At 68.4% G+C, this 16,926-nt stretch carries 15 protein-coding genes; 8 read left to right on the top strand and 7 right to left on the bottom strand.

The features are described 5' to 3' along the window. Positions 1-22: 22 nt before the first annotated feature. Positions 23-1,447 (bottom strand): UDP-N-acetylmuramoyl-tripeptide--D-alanyl-D-alanine ligase, encoded by a 1,425-nt coding sequence (locus ENSA7_RS36710; protein ID WP_106094067.1) that lies wholly within the window; start codon positions 1,445-1,447, stop codon positions 23-25. A 320-nt stretch (positions 1,448-1,767) separates the two neighbouring features. On the opposite strand from ENSA7_RS36710, the gene ENSA7_RS36705 reads away from it, so the two are divergent. Beyond that, positions 1,768-2,277, top strand: a complete 510-nt coding sequence (locus tag ENSA7_RS36705; protein WP_181234461.1) for an HNH endonuclease — start codon at positions 1,768-1,770, stop codon at positions 2,275-2,277. A 16-nt stretch (positions 2,278-2,293) separates the two neighbouring features. On the opposite strand, the gene ENSA7_RS36700 is transcribed toward ENSA7_RS36705, so the two are convergent. Beyond that, positions 2,294-2,974, bottom strand: coding sequence for a hypothetical protein (locus ENSA7_RS36700; protein WP_146158567.1), 681 nt, complete (start codon positions 2,972-2,974; stop codon positions 2,294-2,296). Positions 2,975-3,040: 66 nt separating this feature from the next. On the opposite strand from ENSA7_RS36700, the gene ENSA7_RS36695 reads away from it, so the two are divergent. Then, positions 3,041-3,880: a hypothetical protein gene (locus ENSA7_RS36695; RefSeq protein ID WP_106094064.1), complete on the top strand. Its 840-nt coding sequence runs from the start codon at positions 3,041-3,043 to the stop codon at positions 3,878-3,880. Between the two features lie 72 nt (positions 3,881-3,952). After that, positions 3,953-5,209 carry a hypothetical protein gene (locus ENSA7_RS36690; protein ID WP_146158566.1) on the top strand — a complete coding sequence of 419 codons (1,257 nt, stop codon included), beginning with the start codon at positions 3,953-3,955 and terminating at the stop codon, positions 5,207-5,209. Positions 5,210-5,217: 8 nt separating this feature from the next. Here the strand turns inward: ENSA7_RS36690 and ENSA7_RS36685 are convergent, their stop codons facing one another. From ENSA7_RS36685 to ENSA7_RS36670, 4 genes are all read right to left on the bottom strand, one after another. Continuing rightward, on the bottom strand, positions 5,218-6,336 hold the full coding sequence (locus tag ENSA7_RS36685) for a terpene synthase family protein (RefSeq protein ID WP_106094062.1): 1,119 nt from the start codon (positions 6,334-6,336) through the stop codon (positions 5,218-5,220). Positions 6,337-6,459: 123 nt separating this feature from the next. Beyond that, entirely contained in the window at positions 6,460-9,480 is a 3,021-nt protein-coding gene (locus ENSA7_RS36680) for a serine/threonine-protein kinase (protein ID WP_106094061.1), read from the bottom strand. Between the two features lie 147 nt (positions 9,481-9,627). Further along, entirely contained in the window at positions 9,628-10,209 is a 582-nt protein-coding gene (locus ENSA7_RS36675) for a CAP domain-containing protein (RefSeq protein WP_106094060.1), read from the bottom strand. A 41-nt stretch (positions 10,210-10,250) separates the two neighbouring features. Next, positions 10,251-11,855, bottom strand: a complete 1,605-nt coding sequence (locus tag ENSA7_RS36670) for a GDSL-type esterase/lipase family protein (RefSeq protein ID WP_146158565.1) — start codon at positions 11,853-11,855, stop codon at positions 10,251-10,253. A 240-nt stretch (positions 11,856-12,095) separates the two neighbouring features. Here ENSA7_RS36670 and ENSA7_RS36665 point away from each other — a divergent pair, with 240 nt between their 5' ends. The 5 genes from ENSA7_RS36665 (at position 12,096) to ENSA7_RS36645 (ending at position 15,958) form a co-directional block, all read left to right on the top strand. After that, positions 12,096-12,854 carry an MlaE family ABC transporter permease gene (locus ENSA7_RS36665; protein WP_106094058.1) on the top strand — a complete coding sequence of 253 codons (759 nt, stop codon included), beginning with the start codon at positions 12,096-12,098 and terminating at the stop codon, positions 12,852-12,854. Beyond that, entirely contained in the window at positions 12,855-13,622 is a 768-nt protein-coding gene (locus tag ENSA7_RS36660) for an MlaE family ABC transporter permease (RefSeq protein WP_106094057.1), read from the top strand. Next, positions 13,615-14,415 (top strand): ABC transporter ATP-binding protein, encoded by an 801-nt coding sequence (locus ENSA7_RS36655; protein WP_106094056.1) that lies wholly within the window; start codon positions 13,615-13,617, stop codon positions 14,413-14,415. Before ENSA7_RS36660 ends, ENSA7_RS36655 begins: the two co-directional genes overlap by 8 nt. Positions 14,416-14,419: 4 nt before the next feature. Then, positions 14,420-15,490 (top strand): MlaD family protein, encoded by a 1,071-nt coding sequence (locus ENSA7_RS36650; RefSeq protein ID WP_106094055.1) that lies wholly within the window; start codon positions 14,420-14,422, stop codon positions 15,488-15,490. Positions 15,491-15,670: 180 nt separating this feature from the next. Then, a complete protein-coding gene (locus tag ENSA7_RS36645; RefSeq protein WP_106094054.1) occupies positions 15,671-15,958 on the top strand; it encodes a hypothetical protein in 288 nt (95 codons plus the stop codon). A gap of 4 nt (positions 15,959-15,962) precedes the next feature. Here the strand turns inward: ENSA7_RS36645 and ENSA7_RS36640 are convergent, their stop codons facing one another. After that, positions 15,963-16,790 (bottom strand): hypothetical protein, encoded by an 828-nt coding sequence (locus tag ENSA7_RS36640; protein WP_106094053.1) that lies wholly within the window; start codon positions 16,788-16,790, stop codon positions 15,963-15,965. Between the last annotated feature and the right edge of the window lie 136 nt (positions 16,791-16,926).

Genomic DNA, 16,926 nt, shown 5'->3' with positions numbered 1-16,926 from the left:
TAATTTGCTGGTTTTGAGCGGTTCAGTCCGCGAGCGCGGCGACGATCCGCTCGAGTCGCATGCCCCGACTGCCCTTGAACAACACCGCGCCGGGGTCGTTGGTCTCGCCCAGCTGCGCGCGGATCCACGCGACCGCCGCCTCCACGCTGCCGGCCTCACCCGACACATGCGTGGCCGCAACCCCAGCCGCGTCGGCGGCCGCGACGATCTCCTGCGCCAGCGGGCCAAACCCCAGCACGGCGTCGACGCCCAGCTGCGCCGCGTGAGCGCCGATCTCACGATGGAGCTGAGCCTGGGCAGGCCCGAGCTCGAGCATGTCACCGAGGATCGCGAGCAACGGACCGGGCCGCGTCGCTCGCAGCCGCGCCAGGCTGTCGAGCGCCGCGATCATCGACCCGGGGTTGGCGTTGTAGCAGTCCGCGATCAGCAAGTGCGGGCCGAGCTGCTGCAGCCGGCCGCGATCACCGACCGGCGCGACAGCCTCGAGCGCGTCGACCAGCGGCGCCAGCGGCAAGCCGAGGTGGACGGCGACCGCCACCGCGCTCGCGGCGTTTCGCGCGTTGTGGGCCCCGAAGCTGGCGAGCCGCAGCTCGAGTCGCTCGCCGCTGCGCAGCTGCAGCACCGCGCGGGTCCGAACGCCGACCTCGACCTCGGTGATCGCGACATCGAGCAGCTCGTCGGCGCCAGCGCCAGGCCCGACCCGGAGCACGCGGACGCCCGACTCGGGTGGAGGCAGGTGGGCCCGCAAGCTCGGCTCGTCGGCGGGCACCACCAGCGCGGGCGGGTGCCCGTCGGCACCCGGCCGCAGGTGGGGGATCGGCTCGGCCTCGGCCGCCGCGATGTTCTCGAGTGAGCCCATGAACTCGAGGTGCTCGAGCGCGATCGAGCTGATCACGTGCACGCTCGGCCGCACGATCCGCGCGAGGTGGTCGTTCTCTCCCGGCGCGCTCATGCCCAGCTCCAGGACCGCCGCCGCCGCTGCGTGGGGCTCGTCGACCAGGGTCAGCGGTACACCCAGGTGGTTGTTGAGGTTGCCGCGCGTGCAGGTCACCGGCGCAAAGCGGGTCGCGAGCGCGGCCTCGACCAGGGCCCGGGTCGTGGTCTTGCCGTTGCTCCCGGTGATCGCAACGACCGGTCCGTAGATCTGATCGCGAGCGTGACGCCCGAGTGAACTCAGCCCCGCGAGGGTGTCGTCGACCTCGACCACGGTGAGCCGCTCGGCGCCCGGGGGCAGGCTCCGCCCCGCCTTCAACAAGGTCGCGCTGGCGCCCGCCTGGGCCGCCGCGGCGATGAAGTCGTGCCCGTCTCGCGCGGCCATGACCGGCACGAACAGCGCGTCCGCCCGGGGAGCTCGACTGTCGATGAAGGCCGCCGCGATCGGTCGATCACCAGCGCGAAGCAGGCGGCCACCGGCCGCGTCAGCGAGGGTCTGGGGGGTCCAGCGCACGATTGTCCTGTACCAGGACGGCGGACCACGGCGCCAGCCCACGTTTGCCTACATTCGAGTCCAGGTCTCAACCTGTCGCGCGCTGCCCCCCGGCAAGCGACACCAAGCATTGCACCACCGACGGCGTGGCGCCGACAATCCGGATAGGACGAGTGCGAATGCGAGTGCTACAGTCCTGGCGCCGAACACCGAGCGAACGCCATGCCAACCTTCCTCAATTGGGCGCGGCCAAAACGGCCAAGAAGCCCGGGTCCAGCCCCGCACGCGCTCACGACCGAGCGGGCCGGACCCAAGATCGCGGCCACCGCATCGTTAGTATCGTGACTGCCAAAGACACCTTGCTGCTCGATCAGGGCTATCAGCCGCTACGTGTGATCCCGTGGCAGCGAGCGATTTGCATGAGCTTCCTGGGCAAGGTCGAGATGGTTGCGGCTCACGAGCGACCGATCCGCACGGTCACGCGCGAGTACGCAGCGCCCGCCGTCGTGCGGTTGCTCGGACCGTACCGACCGCAGCAGTACATCGTCCGATTTTCGCGAGAGGGTGTGCACGTTCGGGATCGCTTCACCTGTCAGTACTGTGGCAACCGGCCGTCTCGCCGCGAGCTGACGTTGGACCACGTGCTCCCCCGGCACCGGGGCGGGCCCACGTCATGGGACAACATCGTCACCGCGTGCTCGCCCTGTAACCTGCGCAAGGGCGGCCGGACCCCAGACGAGGCCAACATGCCGCTCTATGTCCGACCGCTGCGCCCGCGCTGGATGCCACCCACTCGCACGGCGCTGGGGCTCGAAGAGATCCCGCCACCCTGGCGCGACTGGTTGTTCTAGAGCGCCCTCGTCCGATCTACGAGGGGCCCATGTCGACCCAGAGCTTGGCGGTCTTGAGCGCGGCGCTCGAGCCGAAGGTGAGGAACGCGAGCAGCCCAAAGAACCCGCCGGGGAACCGGGTCACGACCATGGTCCAGGCGTAGCGGCCATAGTGCCCGGGCAGGTCGAAGATCATGAAGTAGAGCCGCCGCGCTTCCTTCCAGCCGTCCCAGACCGTGCGCCCAAACCCGGCCCACGCCGCGCGCTCGATCAGGCCGTCGATCCGGGCGATCGAGGCGTCGATCTCGGTCGAGATCTCGTAGCTGTCGACTCCGAACGCGGTCGTCATCGCGTGCTCGTAGTCGATCGCCCGGTCCTGGACGAACTTGGCCATCTGCGACGAGAACACGGCGCCGCCGATGAACAGGACCCCGAGGAAGTCGATCGCGTTGGCGATCCCCTCGAGCGAGAGGCCGAGGCTGGGGTTGGCCGGCAGCGGGCCGATCGTGTGATCTCGCAGCCAGCGACCGACAACGGGCAGCGACGCGGCCGAGACCAGGATCGCAAAGGCGATCACGAATGCATACAGCGAGTAGCGGACGAACCTCGACGACCGGCTGGGCCGCGGCAGGATCCCCTTGATCAACGCCCGCGCAGCGCGTTGTGCGGGGGTTCGCTTGTGCGGGGGCGAACCGGGCGGTGGCGAAGACTCGGCCATGCCCGCGAGTATAGAGCGGCGAGCCGTGGCTTTTGTCGCGCGCGTGGGCGTGGTCTACTGCTGGCGATGTTGATCGTCACGGGCACGCCCCGATCGGGCACCTCGATGTGGATGCAGATCCTCGTGGCGGCCGGGTTCGAGGCGATCGGTGAGGCGTTCCCAGGTGACTGGCGGGCGCTGCTGGCCAGCGCCAACCCTGACGGGTTCTGGGAGTCGCAGCTGCTCGGCGGGATCTACTACCGGACCAACCCCCACCCGCTGACGGGGGCGTTCCTGTTCCCGGATCAGACCAACTTTCACGCGGTCAAGATCATGGTTCCGGGGCTGGTGCGCAGCGATCTGGCCTACGTCGATCGGGTGATCGGGACTGTCCGTGAGTGGCGGCAGTTCGCGGTCTCGCGCACGCGCTTGCGCGAGCTTCACCGCGAGCAAGCCGGTTTGGAGTCGCACGAGGCGATCTTGCGCCACGAGCTCCCGCCCGCGCTCGAGTGGTGGGTCGATAATTTTGGGCTGCTGCGGGACATCGCCACCCGGCGCTACGCGGCCCACGTGTGCTCGTACCAGTCGCTGCTCGAAGACCCCGACAAGGCGATCGCCGAGGTCCTGAGCTGGCTCGGCCGCGGCGACCAAGCCCGCGCGGTCGAGGTCGTCCGACCGGAGCGCCAGACCGTGCAGGCCTGCCCGCCGACGCCCGCCGACCCCCAGGTCGACGCCGAGGACATCGAGGTGTTCGACGAGCTCTATGATCACATCCATCGCGGGCGCGCGCTGGGTGCCGCGTTCCTGGCCACGCTCAACGACACCGACGCCCGCCTGCGGCCTCGCTTGCTCGCGCACGAGGCCAGGGCCCGGGTCGCGGCGGCCCAAGAGATGCTCGCCGAGATCGACCGTCCAAAACTCTCCTGAACCGATCTTCGCTCTGGCAGACTACCCACCGAAGCCCCAGCCGGGGCACGACTGCGACCCGCCATGACCTCGATGACGCCCACGCCTCTGCCCGCTCTGGATCTCCGCTGCCGTGAGGCCGAGTGGATCGATCGCCCGGCGACGATCCGGGACTTCGATCGCGCCGCGCCCCGCTCGTCTGCGCAGCGCCACGCTGGCCTCGCCGAGATCCTGGTCGCCGACGCGATCGCGCGCAGCCACTACGCGATCAGCGAGATCAGCGAGATCCGCGAGATCATGGGCGATCGGGTGATCCTCAGCTGCGAGACCCCACGATTTGGGATCCCGCTGGGCGTCCACGCGCTGGATCACGTGCCCACGCACGACTGGCACATGAAGGACGACCTGCGCGGTGAGCTGCTCGACGCCGGCCCCGGCGGTCGGCTCGAGCGCAGCTTGGCCACCCAGGTGCGGCGTGGGTTGATCGCCGTGGCGGGTGCGCTGCCGCTGTTGGTCAGCCCGATGCTGGCCCACGCGGGGCCAGGCCTCTCGGGCCTCGGTCCGGGGATCGGTCCAGACCTCGGCCAGCTCGAGCGCCTCGACCAGCTCACCGGGCTCGATCAGGCGCTCATGCTCGCGCCGCCCAAGCTGCCCAAGGACGCCGCGCCCGCGCCCGCGGCCGAGCCAGCTCCCCCAACTGACGCGCCGCCCACCGCCGCGCAACCGACAGCTGCGCCGCCGCCCACGGCCGCGCCGCCAGCCGCCCCCGCGCCGCGGATCGGCGGCGACAGCCTCACGCTCACGGGCTCGACCCTGTGGCAGGGCCTGCTCGGCAAGCAGGTCGCCCTGCAGATGAAAGACGGAGCCTCGGTCGGGGGCACGGTCGTCGCCCAGTCCAGCGCCGACCTCGCGATCGCGCGTGCAGCCGACGGGACCGTGGTCTCGGTGCCCAAGGCCGAGATCGCTGGCGTGCGCATGCGGCCAGAGTCGACGACGTCGTCGTCTTCCTCGCCTTCCGGCAGCGACATCCCCGTGGGTCAGCGACCGCTGCAGGACGGCCGGGGTCTGCACGGGGGCGGGATCGTGATGCTCACCATGGGCTCGGTCCTGGCGCTGTCCGGCACCGTGATGATGGCGATCTCGGTCTCCTACGTGGCGATCAGCCTGCCTCTGCTGCTGGTCGGGCTCGGCACGGCTGGCGGTGGCATCGGCATGTTGGTGGCCGGCAGCAAGCGGCGCCGCGAATTCAACGAGGCGTGGGGGATCCCCGTTCGCGCTGGCGTGCAGCTCACCCCCACGCTGGCGGCGGGGCGCAACGGCGGGCAGGCGGGGCTGATCTTGCGGTTCTGAGCGGGCGCTCAGCGGCAGTCGTGGCCAGCCGCGAGTGGCCCAAACGCCTCGACGATCTGTGGTTTTGGCTGGGCCTGTGGTTTTGGCTGGGGCTGGTCGAGGTACGAGAAGCGCGGGAGCAACACCCGCTCGTTGTCGACGATCTGGTGGGCCAGGTAGCGAGGTGCCTGCGACTCCCACAGGCTGAACCCCAACGACGCGACCCGCAGATCCTGCACCCAGCGCTCGGCGCCCGGGTAGATCCTGATGGCCCATGGCTCGATCTGGGCTGCGAGGTGGTCGAACTGGACCAGCGCTTCGTCGTGCAGGCGAACCAACATAGCGAGCGCGTCGCGGACCCCGACCGACGACTCGTGCATGAGCGTGGACACGAGGTTGAGCTGGTTCTCCACGCAGTCCTTGGCGAGGCTGAACATGTCATTCCCGAGCCCGACGATCTTGCTGGACAGGTATTGCAGCATCTGCACGATCGGGTGAGCGTGAAATGCGATTGGTGGCTCGTCATCGTGGATCTCTTCGAGCAGGCACGCGGTGCCATACATTCCGATTGTTGCGATCCGCCGCTCGAGCTGGTCGGCGAAGGGGGGTACTTCGCCGGTCTCGTGGTGATGGAACGCGACGGCGGCCTCGGCGGCGGCCGCGTCGCTCCATTGCTGCATCGCGTCGCACAGGCGGCGGATCCACGTGGGGCTGCGGTTGACCCGGAACTCCTGCATGAGCTGCCACCAGCCCTCGTCGAAGCGGGTGAGGCCTGGTGGCCGGCGATTGCCGAGCACCGCGGCCGCGTCGATCCGCCAGTCGTTGGAGAGTTGCTCGACGTGGACGTCGTCCCACAGCAACCACAACGCCAGGTACTTGCCGATCCGGGTAGTCTGCTCGCAATCGAGGGTCGGGAACGGGATACCTACATAGCCGCCAATGTCGAACCGCTCGGCCCGGTCGAGCTCGGCGGCCGTGCACCCGAGCTGCTCGAACCATTCGAGGATCGCGGCCGCGGCCGCGCCCGCGTGGGGGCTGATGCTGACCGGAGACTTCCAGTGCCAGGGGACCGCCAATCGCAGCAGACGCGACTCGTCTCGCGCGAGGTGGGCGACATCAGTTGCGGGGAGGACACGAACGGGTCGCATGACAGGGTCCAGCACTTGAGGAAACAGTAGTCGAGTATACACTAAAAAGATGAAGAGATGGCCGCAATCGATTCACCACGCCGATAGTCTGTTCCTTACGTATCCAAGGACACAATGACGGCGCTATGAACTCGTCTCCTGACCCGTCGCCAGGCTTGCAAAGTAATCCTGCAGCAACGGGGACGTGAACATGTATCCCCCACCGACGCGCCGCATGAGCCCGCAGGCGATCGCGTGATCCAGGGGCTCCTCGACACGCAGCGGTATCTGGGTGGTTCGAGCCAGCAGCAGGCGCAGCGTGACGTGTTGCCAGACGGACAGCAGCCCAAAGCTCAGCGCGGTGACCAGGCCAGCGGTCATCACGCCCACGACCACGGTCCCGGGATCACGCCACCAGACCAGGTACAGCGGAATTTGCGCGCCGCTGACCAGCAGGCTGGCGATCGCGGCGTTTCGCATCGAGAGCTTGGTGCCCAGGTTGGGCTTGCTGCGGGCGTCGAGCTCGCGGTGCTGCAGCCCCGCGCAGACGAACACGAACAAGACGCCCGTGACCACGACAAACGAGATGATCTGACTTGGGTAGTCGATCCACCACAAGAACGCCGCGGGCCCGAGGTTCAGAGGAAGCGCGAGAGCGCCCCACTTGGCGGCCTGGCCCCACGACCAACCCAGCGCCTCGACCGGCTGAATCTCGGAGCTGAAGCTGGGTGAGCCGCGCTGGACCAGCATGAAAATGTTGAGGATCAATACAATAGATACAGTGCTGATTGCGCCGACCCAACTGTCCACGGTCTGCAGCAGCGCGACGAACACGATGAACAGCACGGCCAGCCGAGCCGCCACGAGCCGGAGATCGAACTCTTGGGAGGCCGGCGGACCCAGCTTGCGGCGGTGCTCGTAGACCAGCCCGTCAGTCAGCACCAGCGCGGGGGTCGCGATCAGCCCGATCAGCGCGAGCGTGATCAGCTCGCCGAGCGTGTTGGGCAGACCCAGCGCGCGCGCGCCCTCGATGTGCGCGAGGCTGAGCGGCGTCGGCATGCCAAATCGCTTCAACAGCTCGTGGACCAGCCAGATCGAACAGCTGATGAACAGCACAGCGAACCCGCGGGTGAGCACGAGATACAGCCACTGCTGCGCCCGCGTTCGCAGCCAGCTCGGCTGAAGCTGCTCGATCAAGAACATGCGCTGGTTGTTGGCCGACATGCCCGCGGCGAATTCGCTGAGCTGCGCGCAGACCGTGGGGCGGTCTAGCCCCGGTGGCCCGCGGTGCAGCGAGCGACTCACAAAGCTGGCGAACAGTCGCTCGCGCAAGGGTCGCCCGTCACCGGTACCGGCCCGCAGTCCCCGGCCGGTGGTTGACGAGTCACTGTCACTCTCTGCCCCGTCGCCACTGTCGCCGCGGCTCGCGAACACTCCCCGCAACAAGGTCAGCATCAGCGGCGAGCGGACCAGCTCGCGCAGCGCGGGATCCTGCTCGAGGATCTCGATCAGCTTGGGCTCGACCTGTCCCAGCGCGCGCTCGACTTCGTCTTCTGTTGGTGAGAGCAGCTCGATCGCGCCACCGAGCCGCAGCTGCTTTCCGTCACTGGCCGCGTGGGTCTCCGTGCGGCCGCAGACGACGAGCCCGGACATGCCGTGCTGCTCGCGAAACTCGTTGATCGCCAACACGCAGCCGGGCACCTCGCCCACGAAGTCGTCGAGCAGCAACAGCAGCCGCTCGGACTCGAGCCACGCCCGACCCAGGCGGCGCGGGAGCTGATACTTGGCGACCAGCTCGTCGACGATCCAGTTGGACAGGTCCCCGCTCTGCTGGGTCCACGAGCTGAGGCTCAAGACCACGGGCAGCGGATCGCGAGGCTGCGCCATGGCGCGCTCGAGCAAGGTCTTGGTCAGCTCCAGCAGCAGCGTGGACTTGCCGCCGCCGGCCTCGCCGAGGATCAACAGCGCGCGATCGGTGGCGTCGAACACCTCGACGGGATCACTGCCGATGTCGAGCAGCTGTCGATCCCGAAACGCCGCGCCGAGGTGCTCCCAGGGCAGCTCGATCTTCTCGTAGCAGCGCCGCGCGGGCAGCCGCATCCGGGTTCGCTCGGCGTTGGCCTGCTCGAGCACGCCCGCGATCCAGTGTCGGTGGACCTTCTCGAGCAAGCGCAGCTCGGTGCGGCGCTCGGGTGAGATCCGTGGATCCTCCGAGGCCAGCGGGGGCGGGACCTGAAATTGCGCGCTGTCGATCGTACCGCCGAGCGTGGGATCGGACGGCTTGCGGGACAGCTTGGGCGGCGGTCGCTCGAGCTCGACGAGGATCGACTCGAGCTCCGCGGCGACCTTGCGGGCGCTGCTGGTCCGCTCGTCTCGCTCCTTGACCAGCATTTGGTTGACGAGCCGCACCAGCGCGCCGGGCAGCTCCTCGCCGACGCGCTCGATCGGCGGCGTCGGGCTCGAGCTGATCGCCGCGACCGTCATCACCGCGGTGTCGCCCAAGAACGGAGTTCGGCCGACGAGCATCTCGTAGAGCACCACGCCGAACGACCAGATGTCGCTGCGGGCGTCGACCGGCAGCCCGTTGCAAGCCTCGGGGCTGAGGTAGTCGAGCGTGCCGAGGATCGCTCCCGCCCCGGTCACCGGTGACACGCTCGCGAGGTGAGCGACGCCGAAGTCGGTCACCCGCGGCGTGCCGTCGGCCATCAACAAGATGTTGTCGGGCTTGATATCGCGATGGACGATGCCGAGGTGGTGGACGCGGCTGAGCGCGTCGGCGACCTCGAGCGCCATCTGCAAGACCTTCACGACCGTCAGCTGTTGGCCCGTGTCCAGGCGCTCGCGCAGCGAGCCGCCGTTGACGTACTCCATGACCAGGAACTGCCGGTTGTCGACGACGTCGACCGCGAGCATCTGGACGATGTTGGGGTGCGCGAGCTCGCGCAAGATCTCGCCTTCTCGCTTGAAGCGCTCGAGCAGCACCCCCACGCGCGCGGCCTCGTCGGCGCGGGCGATTCGATCGGCCCGCAGCACCTTGATTGCTACTGGTGTGTCCGTCTCGCGATCGCGCCCGCGATACACCTCCCCCATCCCGCCGCGGCCGAGTAGGAGCTCGGGTTGTTCACTGAGCACATAGCGCCCCGCGATGACGAACTCCTGGGCCATCCAGGCCCAACCCTATCAGAACACCACGCGCGGGTTGTTCAAACAGCACACCAGGTTCGGCAGGTTTAGAGCGTATTCGAGCGCTCGACCGTCGAGTTTGTCAGGAACAACCCGGAGCGCGATCGCGACGGTCGGTGAGTGGGGCGTTTAGCGACGGCCCATGACTTGCGTCCAGTGGTTGTCGCCGCCGTGGAAGCCAATGCCGATCTCGGTGTTGTCAGCGTTCATGATGTTGGCGCAGTGGCCTGGGCTGTTCATCCAGCCATCCATGACTGCTGTCGGATCTGGGTAGCCCTGCGCAATGTTCTCGCCCGACGCGAACCCGTCGTAGTCGGTCTTGTCGACCCGATCCCACGGGCTCTCGCCGTCGAGGTTGGTGTGGTCGAAATACATCTGCACGAACATGTCCTGGGAGTGCAGTCGCGCCGCACAGCGCAGCTGCGCCTCCGCGACCATCGGCCCGGTCGGCGCAAAGGTCTCACCGCCGCAACTCGCACCCTCGGCGCGACGCGCATTGACGATACCCAACACGTCGGACTCGTACTGGGCCCAGGCGGGATCCCAGTCAGCCTGCGGCTCGCAGTGCGCGTTGAACCCGTCAGCGTCGTCGGCCCCGGCGGCGTCGGCTCCGTCGTCGGGTCCGAAGTCGTCGGCTCCCGGGTCGTCGGCGCAACCGCCGAGGTTCATGAGCACCGCCAGGCTGAGCATGGAGACGAGTCGTCGCGCCATGCCCCGGTCTATCAGAATTGACCGCGCGCCTGCGCGGGAAATTAGTGACTGCCGCGATCGAAGTCGGCCATCATCGCGTCGATCACGGCCATCCCCAGGCGGACGTACCCCCGCTTGGTGAAGTGGATGTGGTCGCGGCTGGCCATCTGGGGGCGGGAGGTCGCCCACTCGTGCATCGAGTTCACGCCGCCCATGAACGCGAGCGTGTCCCAGAACCCGCAGCCCATCTCGTAGGCGATGTCGCGCTGGGCCTCGACGATCTCGGCCACCCGGGGGCGGGGGATCCAGACGTCCTCCTCGATCTCGCGCGGGAAGTCACCGGGGCCAATGATCAAGCAGCTGGCCTCGGGGGCGGCGGCGCGCAGGCGAGTCAGGACCTCGCGCAGGTTGGCCCGGTAGCTGGCCATCGACTGGTTCTCGTCGGTCGCCTCGTTGGTCCCGTAGAACAGCGTGTACAGATCCGGGTCGCGGCGCTGAATGTTGCTGGTCCAGACGTCCTGGTCCCAGTGGAGCATGTTGGCGGCGCGCGTGCCCGAGATCCCCAGCGTGTCGATCACCACGCCCGAGCTCGCGCGCTCCATGTCGAGCCCAAACAGCCGGACCTCGCCGTCGCCCACGACCCGAACCTCGATCTCGTGGGGGCCCTCGTCGAGCGTGAACGCGTAGTAGCCGGCCGCCGGCTTGGTGACCGACTTGCCGTCTTGCTTGCCAGTGTCGACCGTCGCGATCTTCTTGCCGTCGGCGAACAACCGCAGCGAGCCGCCGCCCGGCTGCGCGAGGTAGTAGAGCTCGTACTCGCTGGCGACCGCGAGCTCGTGCCGCGGGACGATCTTGGTGTTGTCGCGCTTGCTGTCGCTGCTGCCGCTCGCGCCCAGCAGCCCGTAGAACCCGTCCTTGCGCGAGCTCTGGCGCTGGGCGTACTCGGACTTCCAGCCGCGCGTCTCTTCGATCGACCAGTCCTGGTAGCGGTACCACTTGTTGACGCGATTGAGCGAGACGAAGCCCTGCCCGCCGTCGCCGAACCGGCTCTGCAGGTAGGCCCGAAAGTACCCGGGGTAGATGTCGGCCTGCGTGTGCGAGGCCCCGTAGACGAGCACCCGGACCTTGCCGTCGTCGTCGGTGCCGGCCGCGAGCGCGCTCAGGGCCGCGTGGAAGTGCGCGAGCGCCGGGTCATCGCGGGGGTTCTCGATCGGCGCGTAGAGGCCGAGCGCGTTGCCGTTGGCCGCGGTCTCGCTCCCGCTCCCGGCCGCGCCGCCGAGGCCGAACCCACCCGAGCCTGGCAGCGAGAGCAGAATGTCATCGTCGATCGAGCCGGCAGCCTCGTCCTCCGCCATCAGCTCGATCCGCGGGGCGACCGGGTTGCCCTCGATGTCCTCGAACAGGTCGTTGCCCAGCAGCACCCGCTGGGCGCTGACCCGGGCCGCGAGCGCCTCGTCGGTGTAGGCGGGCAGGACTTCGTGCTCGTCGCTCGCCTCGGTGCCTGGTGGCGCGGCCTTGGGCGTGACCGGATCGACCTGACCGACCAGCGCGCTCGCGCCGGGGACCCGCGAGGGTGCCTCTCCGCAAGTCACCACCCCGCAGCCGAGCGCGAGCGTGCACAACACTCCAGCGAGGCCGCGGATCCCGGATGTCGGCGCCCGAAGCACCCGCTGGTTTTGTCTAAGCGCTCGATTCAAGTCAAATTTGCCTGATCCGACCGCCCGAGCGCCGCGGTGTGTGACCTCTTGTGGCGCGCTAGGCGGGCGGACTGTTACAAACGCCGGGATGGGTGCGGGCGTCGTCGAGCACACCGCGGGGGCCGCGAGCCCACGGCCTCGGCGAGTCGGGCTGATCTGATCTCGTCGGTGGCCGCTCCGGGTCACCCACCGCATCGCACGCCGCACGCCATGGACAAGCTCCTGCGCTCGCTTCACACCCTCGGCGCTCTGGTCATGTTCGCCGGTCAGGTCGCGCGCTCGGCCTTCACACCACCGGTGTACCTGGGCGAGACGCTGCGGATGATGAACGTGCTGGCCAAGCGCTGCGTGATCCCGGTCAGCCTGGCGGTCGCGCCGGTCGGCGCGGTGATCTCGTTGCAGGGAATCTCGATCTTCAAGCTGTTTGGGGCCGAGCGGATGCTCTCGAGCTTCCTGGGCACGGCGATCTTCCGCGAGTACAGCCCCGCGCTGGCCTCGGTCATGGTCGCCGCGCAGGCGGGCTCGTCGATCGCCGCGCGGATCGGCACCATGAAAGTGCGCGGGCAGATCGACGCGCTCGCGGTCATGTCCGTGGATCCGGTCCGGTTCGTGGTCGTACCCGGGGTGCTCGCCTGCGTGATCGTGGCGCCGCTGCTCAGCGTGCTGACCAACCTGCTCGGGGTGTTCTCGGGCTGGGTGTTCGCGGTCCCGATCGGCGGCGTCGACCACGGCGCCTTCATGGAGCACCTGACCGCCCAGATCACCCCGGCGGATCTGTGGATCGGCCTCGGCAAGTGCTCGCTGTTCGGGCTCGGGGTCGGGCTGATCGCCGGCTACCTGGGCCTCAACGTGGGCAAGGGCGCGGCCGACGTGGGCAAGGCCGCCAACGACACCGTCGTCAGCACGATCGTGCTGATCTTGTTGGTCGACTACGCCGTGAGCATGGCGCTGCTGGGGGCCGGGCTGTAGATGCACGTGATCCCCGAGCTGGTCACCGACCTGGTCCGCAGGGGCGCCGCGTTCGTGCGCTTCGTCGGCCTGGCGCTGCGGATTCAGTTCACCCGCTTGCCCCCGCGCGATGTCCTGGTCACCCAGCTCGTCGACGCCGGCTGGGGCTCGCTCGCGCTGCTGACCATGCTCACGATCTTCGCCGGGCTCAACCTCAGCGTGCAGAGCTACGGCTCGTTCGAGCGGTTCGGTGGTCAGGATCTGCTCGGGATGTTCGCGGGCGTCGGTGGTGTGCGCGAGCTGTACCCGGTCATGGCGGCGGTCGTGTGCGGCGCGAGGATCGGCGCCAACTTGGCGGCGAGCCTGGCCAACATGCGGATCAGCGAGCAGATCGAGGCGCTCGAGGTCATGGCGGTCGACCCGGTCCACTACCTGGTGGCCCCGCGGCTGTGGGCGGTCACGCTCGCGCTGCCGCTGCTGTGTGGGTACGCCGACGTGGTCGGGCTCGCGGCTTCGTACGCGGGCGCGGTCTGGCAGCTCGGCCTCGACCCCGGCAGCTTCGTCACCCAGGTCCAGGAGCAGGTTGGCCTGGCCGACATCGGCACTGGCCTGTTCAAGGGCCTGGTCATGGGCTGGCTGGTCGCCGTGATCTCGTGCTTTCACGGCTACACCGTGGCCAAGCGCGACGGGGCCGAGGGCGTGGGCATCGCAACCAACCTGGCGATCGTGCACGGCGCCGTCATGTGCATCGTCGTCAACTTGATCCTGTCCTGGCTCATTTATGGCTGATCTCACCCCCACGCCCAGCGACGTCCCGGCCGTCGTGCTCGACAACGTCAGCAAGTCGTTTGGCGACCACACCGTGCTCGACGGCGTGAGCCTCACGATCGAGCGCGGATCAATTGCCGTCATGCTCGGGCCCTCGGGCACCGGCAAGTCGGTGCTGCTGCGCTGCCTGGTCGGGCTCTTGCAGCCCGATCAGGGCCGGGTGCTGGTGTTCGGCGAGGACGTGGCCGCGCTCGACGAGAAGCGGGCCGCGGATCGCAAGCGGCTGTTCGCGGTCCGGCGTCGGTTTGGCATGCTGTTCCAGGACGGCGCGCTGTTCGACGACATGACCGTGTTCGACAACGTCGCGTTCCCGATGCGCCTGCACACGGATCTGAGCGAGCAGGCGATCCACGAGAAGGTCTCGGATCGGCTCGCGCGGGTCGGGGTCGCCCACGCCGAGCAAAAATTCCCCAGCGAGCTGTCCGGCGGCATGCGCAAGCGCGTGGCCTTTGCCCGGGCGATCGCGATCGATCCCGACATCGTGCTGTGCGACGAGCCCTCGTCGGGCCTGGATCCGGTCATGTCGGCGACCCTCGACGAGCTGATCCTCGAGCTGCACCGCACGCTCGGCATGACCTTCATCATCATCAGCCACGACACCGCCGAGGCCCGCAAGGTCGCCGACACGATCGGGATGCTGGCCAACGGCAAGCTGGTGACCTTTGGCCCCGCCGAGCGGGTGTTCGCCGAGAACCACCCCGCCCTCGAGCAATTTTTCACCCGCGCGACCGTCGGTCCGATCAAGGTTGTCTGAGCCCGTGAACCGCAAGTACATCTTCCTTGGCGCCTTCGTCATCATCACCGTCGGGCTGCTGCTATGGCTCGCCCAGAACGTCGGCGCGCTCGGGGGCCGCGATGGCAAGCGCTACATGGTCACGCTCGACGAGGCGGCCGGGCTGGTCGAGAACAACGCGGTCAAGCTCGCGGGGGTCAAGGTCGGCGTCGTCGAGCAGATCGAGGCCAAGGGCGACGACGCCCACCTGGTGCTGCTGCTCGACCCGGAGATCGAGGTCCACGAGGACGCGATCGCGGGCGTGCGCGCCAAGAGCCTGCTCGGCGAGAAATACCTCGAGCTGCGGCCCGGCACCCCCGACGCTCCGCTGCTGCAGGACGGCGCCGAGATCGTCAACGTGCGCTCGACCTTCGAGGTCGACCAGGTCCTCAACGCGCTCGAGCCGATCCTCGGCGGCACCGACTCGATCGGCGCCGCGCTCAAGCCACTGATCTCCCGGGTCGACGGCCTCGTCGCCAAGGCGGCCGGCGACGACGGCGGCGCCCCGGTCGTGACCCGCGAAGAGATCACCGCCTCGATCGACGACGCCCGCGCCACGATCACCGGGATCCGCGAGATCACCGAGCAGAACAAAGACGGCGTCCACCAGCTGCTCGACAACACCAACGCGCTGCTCAGCGACCCTCGCATCGATCGGATCATCGGCAACCTCGATCGGATCACCGCGACCACCGCCAGCCGGCTACCTGGCCTGCTCGACAAGGCCGACCGCACGCTCGGCCGGGCTGACAGCGCGCTCGCCAAGGTCGAGGGCGTGGTCGCCGAGTTCACACCCGAGCGCATGGACAAGCTCGGTCAGGTCATCGACGACGTCGCGGTCGCGACCAACAACCTCAAGCAGATGTCCGAGGACATCAAGGACATCGGCAAGGACGTGGGGCCGATGATCTCCAACCTCTCGCGCCTGGCCGAGCGGGCCGCGAGCATCGACGAGCTGACGATCCGCAGGTTCTTGCAGGAAGAGGGCGTGCTCGTGCGCGTCGGCGGCGGGAAGCGCAAGAACGCGAAGGACCGGATCGAAGAGCTGGAGGAGTAGCGAACTTGGCGTCCCCGCGTCGCGTTGATGGACGTATACTTCGATCGCTGTGGGACATCCAACGTTTCTGGCGTTGGTCGACGGCGGGCAGATCGTGGAGTACCGAAACGGGTCGAATTGGTACGCGGTGCACCCTTTGCTGCGAGACATCGTCGCACGCTTCGCCGAGGAGCTCGCTTCGTGACCCGCGAGCAGCAGCTCGCGCGACTCATCGCGGAGCTGAAGGCCGGCAATGATGGGGTGTTCATCATCGTCTCCGAACAGGCGTCGATCCTCGATGGTACGAGCATCCCTTTGGTCCACCTACTCGACACGCCCGAGATCGGCGCCCAACTACGCGCCGCTCCTGGCGAGGACCCCATCGAGGTGCCCCCAGTGAGGAAACGAGTTCGTGGGACGCCGGATCCGCCTCTGCATCAGCTTTCAGAACTCGTGTCGGCCGTCGCCGACCGCGTCACTCGTCCGTAGCTCGTCAGGCGCCCAGCCGGCCGCGAACCTCTGGCTCGGCGGCCGCCAGCGCGGGGGGCAGCGCGCGACCCAAATGACTCCAGCACTGCTTGGTCGCGGCCTTCTGCGTGGGCGCGAGGTGGCGAACGACGGCGCGTCGACGCATGCCCTTGCGCTGGCTGTCGATCGCCAGCGCATAGCATGCCTCCGGCATGGAGAGACCGGCGCGGATCGACTTGAGGTCGACGCCGCAGCCACCGCCGCAGCAGGCGTTCTCGAACATGTAGGAGCCATTCGCGACCCAGATCCCCATGCCCAGCAAGATCCCGGCGAGCTCGGCGTCGGCCTCCCACTGGGTCAGGGTCGCGTTCGTGATCTCGCCGTCATCCGTTCCGGGTCGCAGCCCCGCGAGGTCTAGCGCCACGCGCCCAAGCTCGCGCGCGATCCCAGCCAACAGCAGCTCGCGGACCTTGAACACCGTTGGGGTGAACAGAAGCAGGTAATCGTCGGGCCCCTTGAGGGTATGTAGGAGCTTGCCGCCGCTGTCGCCAAGGCTGGTGTAGTGGTCGGGCAGCTTCGGGGCCTGGCCGCGGGCGTCGAGCTCGAGCACGGTCAGCTCGACCTCGGCCTGGCCCACGACCTCCTGGACGCCGCAGATCATGTCGAACAGCGAGTCGAGGTCGCTGGGGGTGTTGGCGAAGCCCAGCTGCGCGGGGTCTGTCAGCAGCTGCGGGCGGTGGGCGGGGGCGCCGAGCCGGGCGGCGAGGTCGACGATCCCGGTTGCGATCCAGTCTCGGGCGTCGTCTCCAGGGACGAACTCGGGTGAGGTCGCGGCGTTGCCGAAAGACAGCATGGCGCCAAGGTAGCACGTTGCAGGTTCGGCCTCCCATCTACGATCGATCTGCGATCGACAGTTGCGCCCCCCGACGCATCCCCTGCGCGGGCCAGATCGGCGCCAGGATTTCGACGTTGAGGAGCACGATGCGTGA

It is taken from the genome of Enhygromyxa salina, assembly GCF_002994635.1.
Classification (GTDB): Bacteria; Myxococcota_A; Polyangia; order Nannocystales; family Nannocystaceae; genus Plesiocystis; species Plesiocystis salina_B.
Note: the sequence above shows the minus strand (reverse complement) of the source record. Positions and strands in the feature narration are given on the sequence as shown.

Excerpts from the sequence above, each read along its gene's own strand:
- ENSA7_RS36680 (WP_106094061.1), bottom strand. The coding sequence starts at position 9,480 with ATGGCCCAGGAGTTCGTCATCGCGGGGCGCTATGTGCTCAGTGAACAA.
- ENSA7_RS36665 (WP_106094058.1), top strand. The coding sequence starts at position 12,096 with ATGGACAAGCTCCTGCGCTCGCTTCACACCCTCGGCGCTCTGGTCATG.
- ENSA7_RS36695 (WP_106094064.1), top strand. The coding sequence starts at position 3,041 with ATGTTGATCGTCACGGGCACGCCCCGATCGGGCACCTCGATGTGGATG.
- ENSA7_RS36660 (WP_106094057.1), top strand. The coding sequence starts at position 12,855 with ATGCACGTGATCCCCGAGCTGGTCACCGACCTGGTCCGCAGGGGCGCC.
- ENSA7_RS36675 (WP_106094060.1), bottom strand. The coding sequence starts at position 10,209 with ATGGCGCGACGACTCGTCTCCATGCTCAGCCTGGCGGTGCTCATGAAC.
- ENSA7_RS36700 (WP_146158567.1), bottom strand. The coding sequence starts at position 2,974 with ATGGCCGAGTCTTCGCCACCGCCCGGTTCGCCCCCGCACAAGCGAACC.
- ENSA7_RS36655 (WP_106094056.1), top strand. The coding sequence starts at position 13,615 with ATGGCTGATCTCACCCCCACGCCCAGCGACGTCCCGGCCGTCGTGCTC.
- ENSA7_RS36640 (WP_106094053.1), bottom strand. The coding sequence starts at position 16,790 with ATGCTGTCTTTCGGCAACGCCGCGACCTCACCCGAGTTCGTCCCTGGA.
- ENSA7_RS36690 (WP_146158566.1), top strand. The coding sequence starts at position 3,953 with ATGACGCCCACGCCTCTGCCCGCTCTGGATCTCCGCTGCCGTGAGGCC.
- ENSA7_RS36685 (WP_106094062.1), bottom strand. The coding sequence starts at position 6,336 with ATGCGACCCGTTCGTGTCCTCCCCGCAACTGATGTCGCCCACCTCGCG.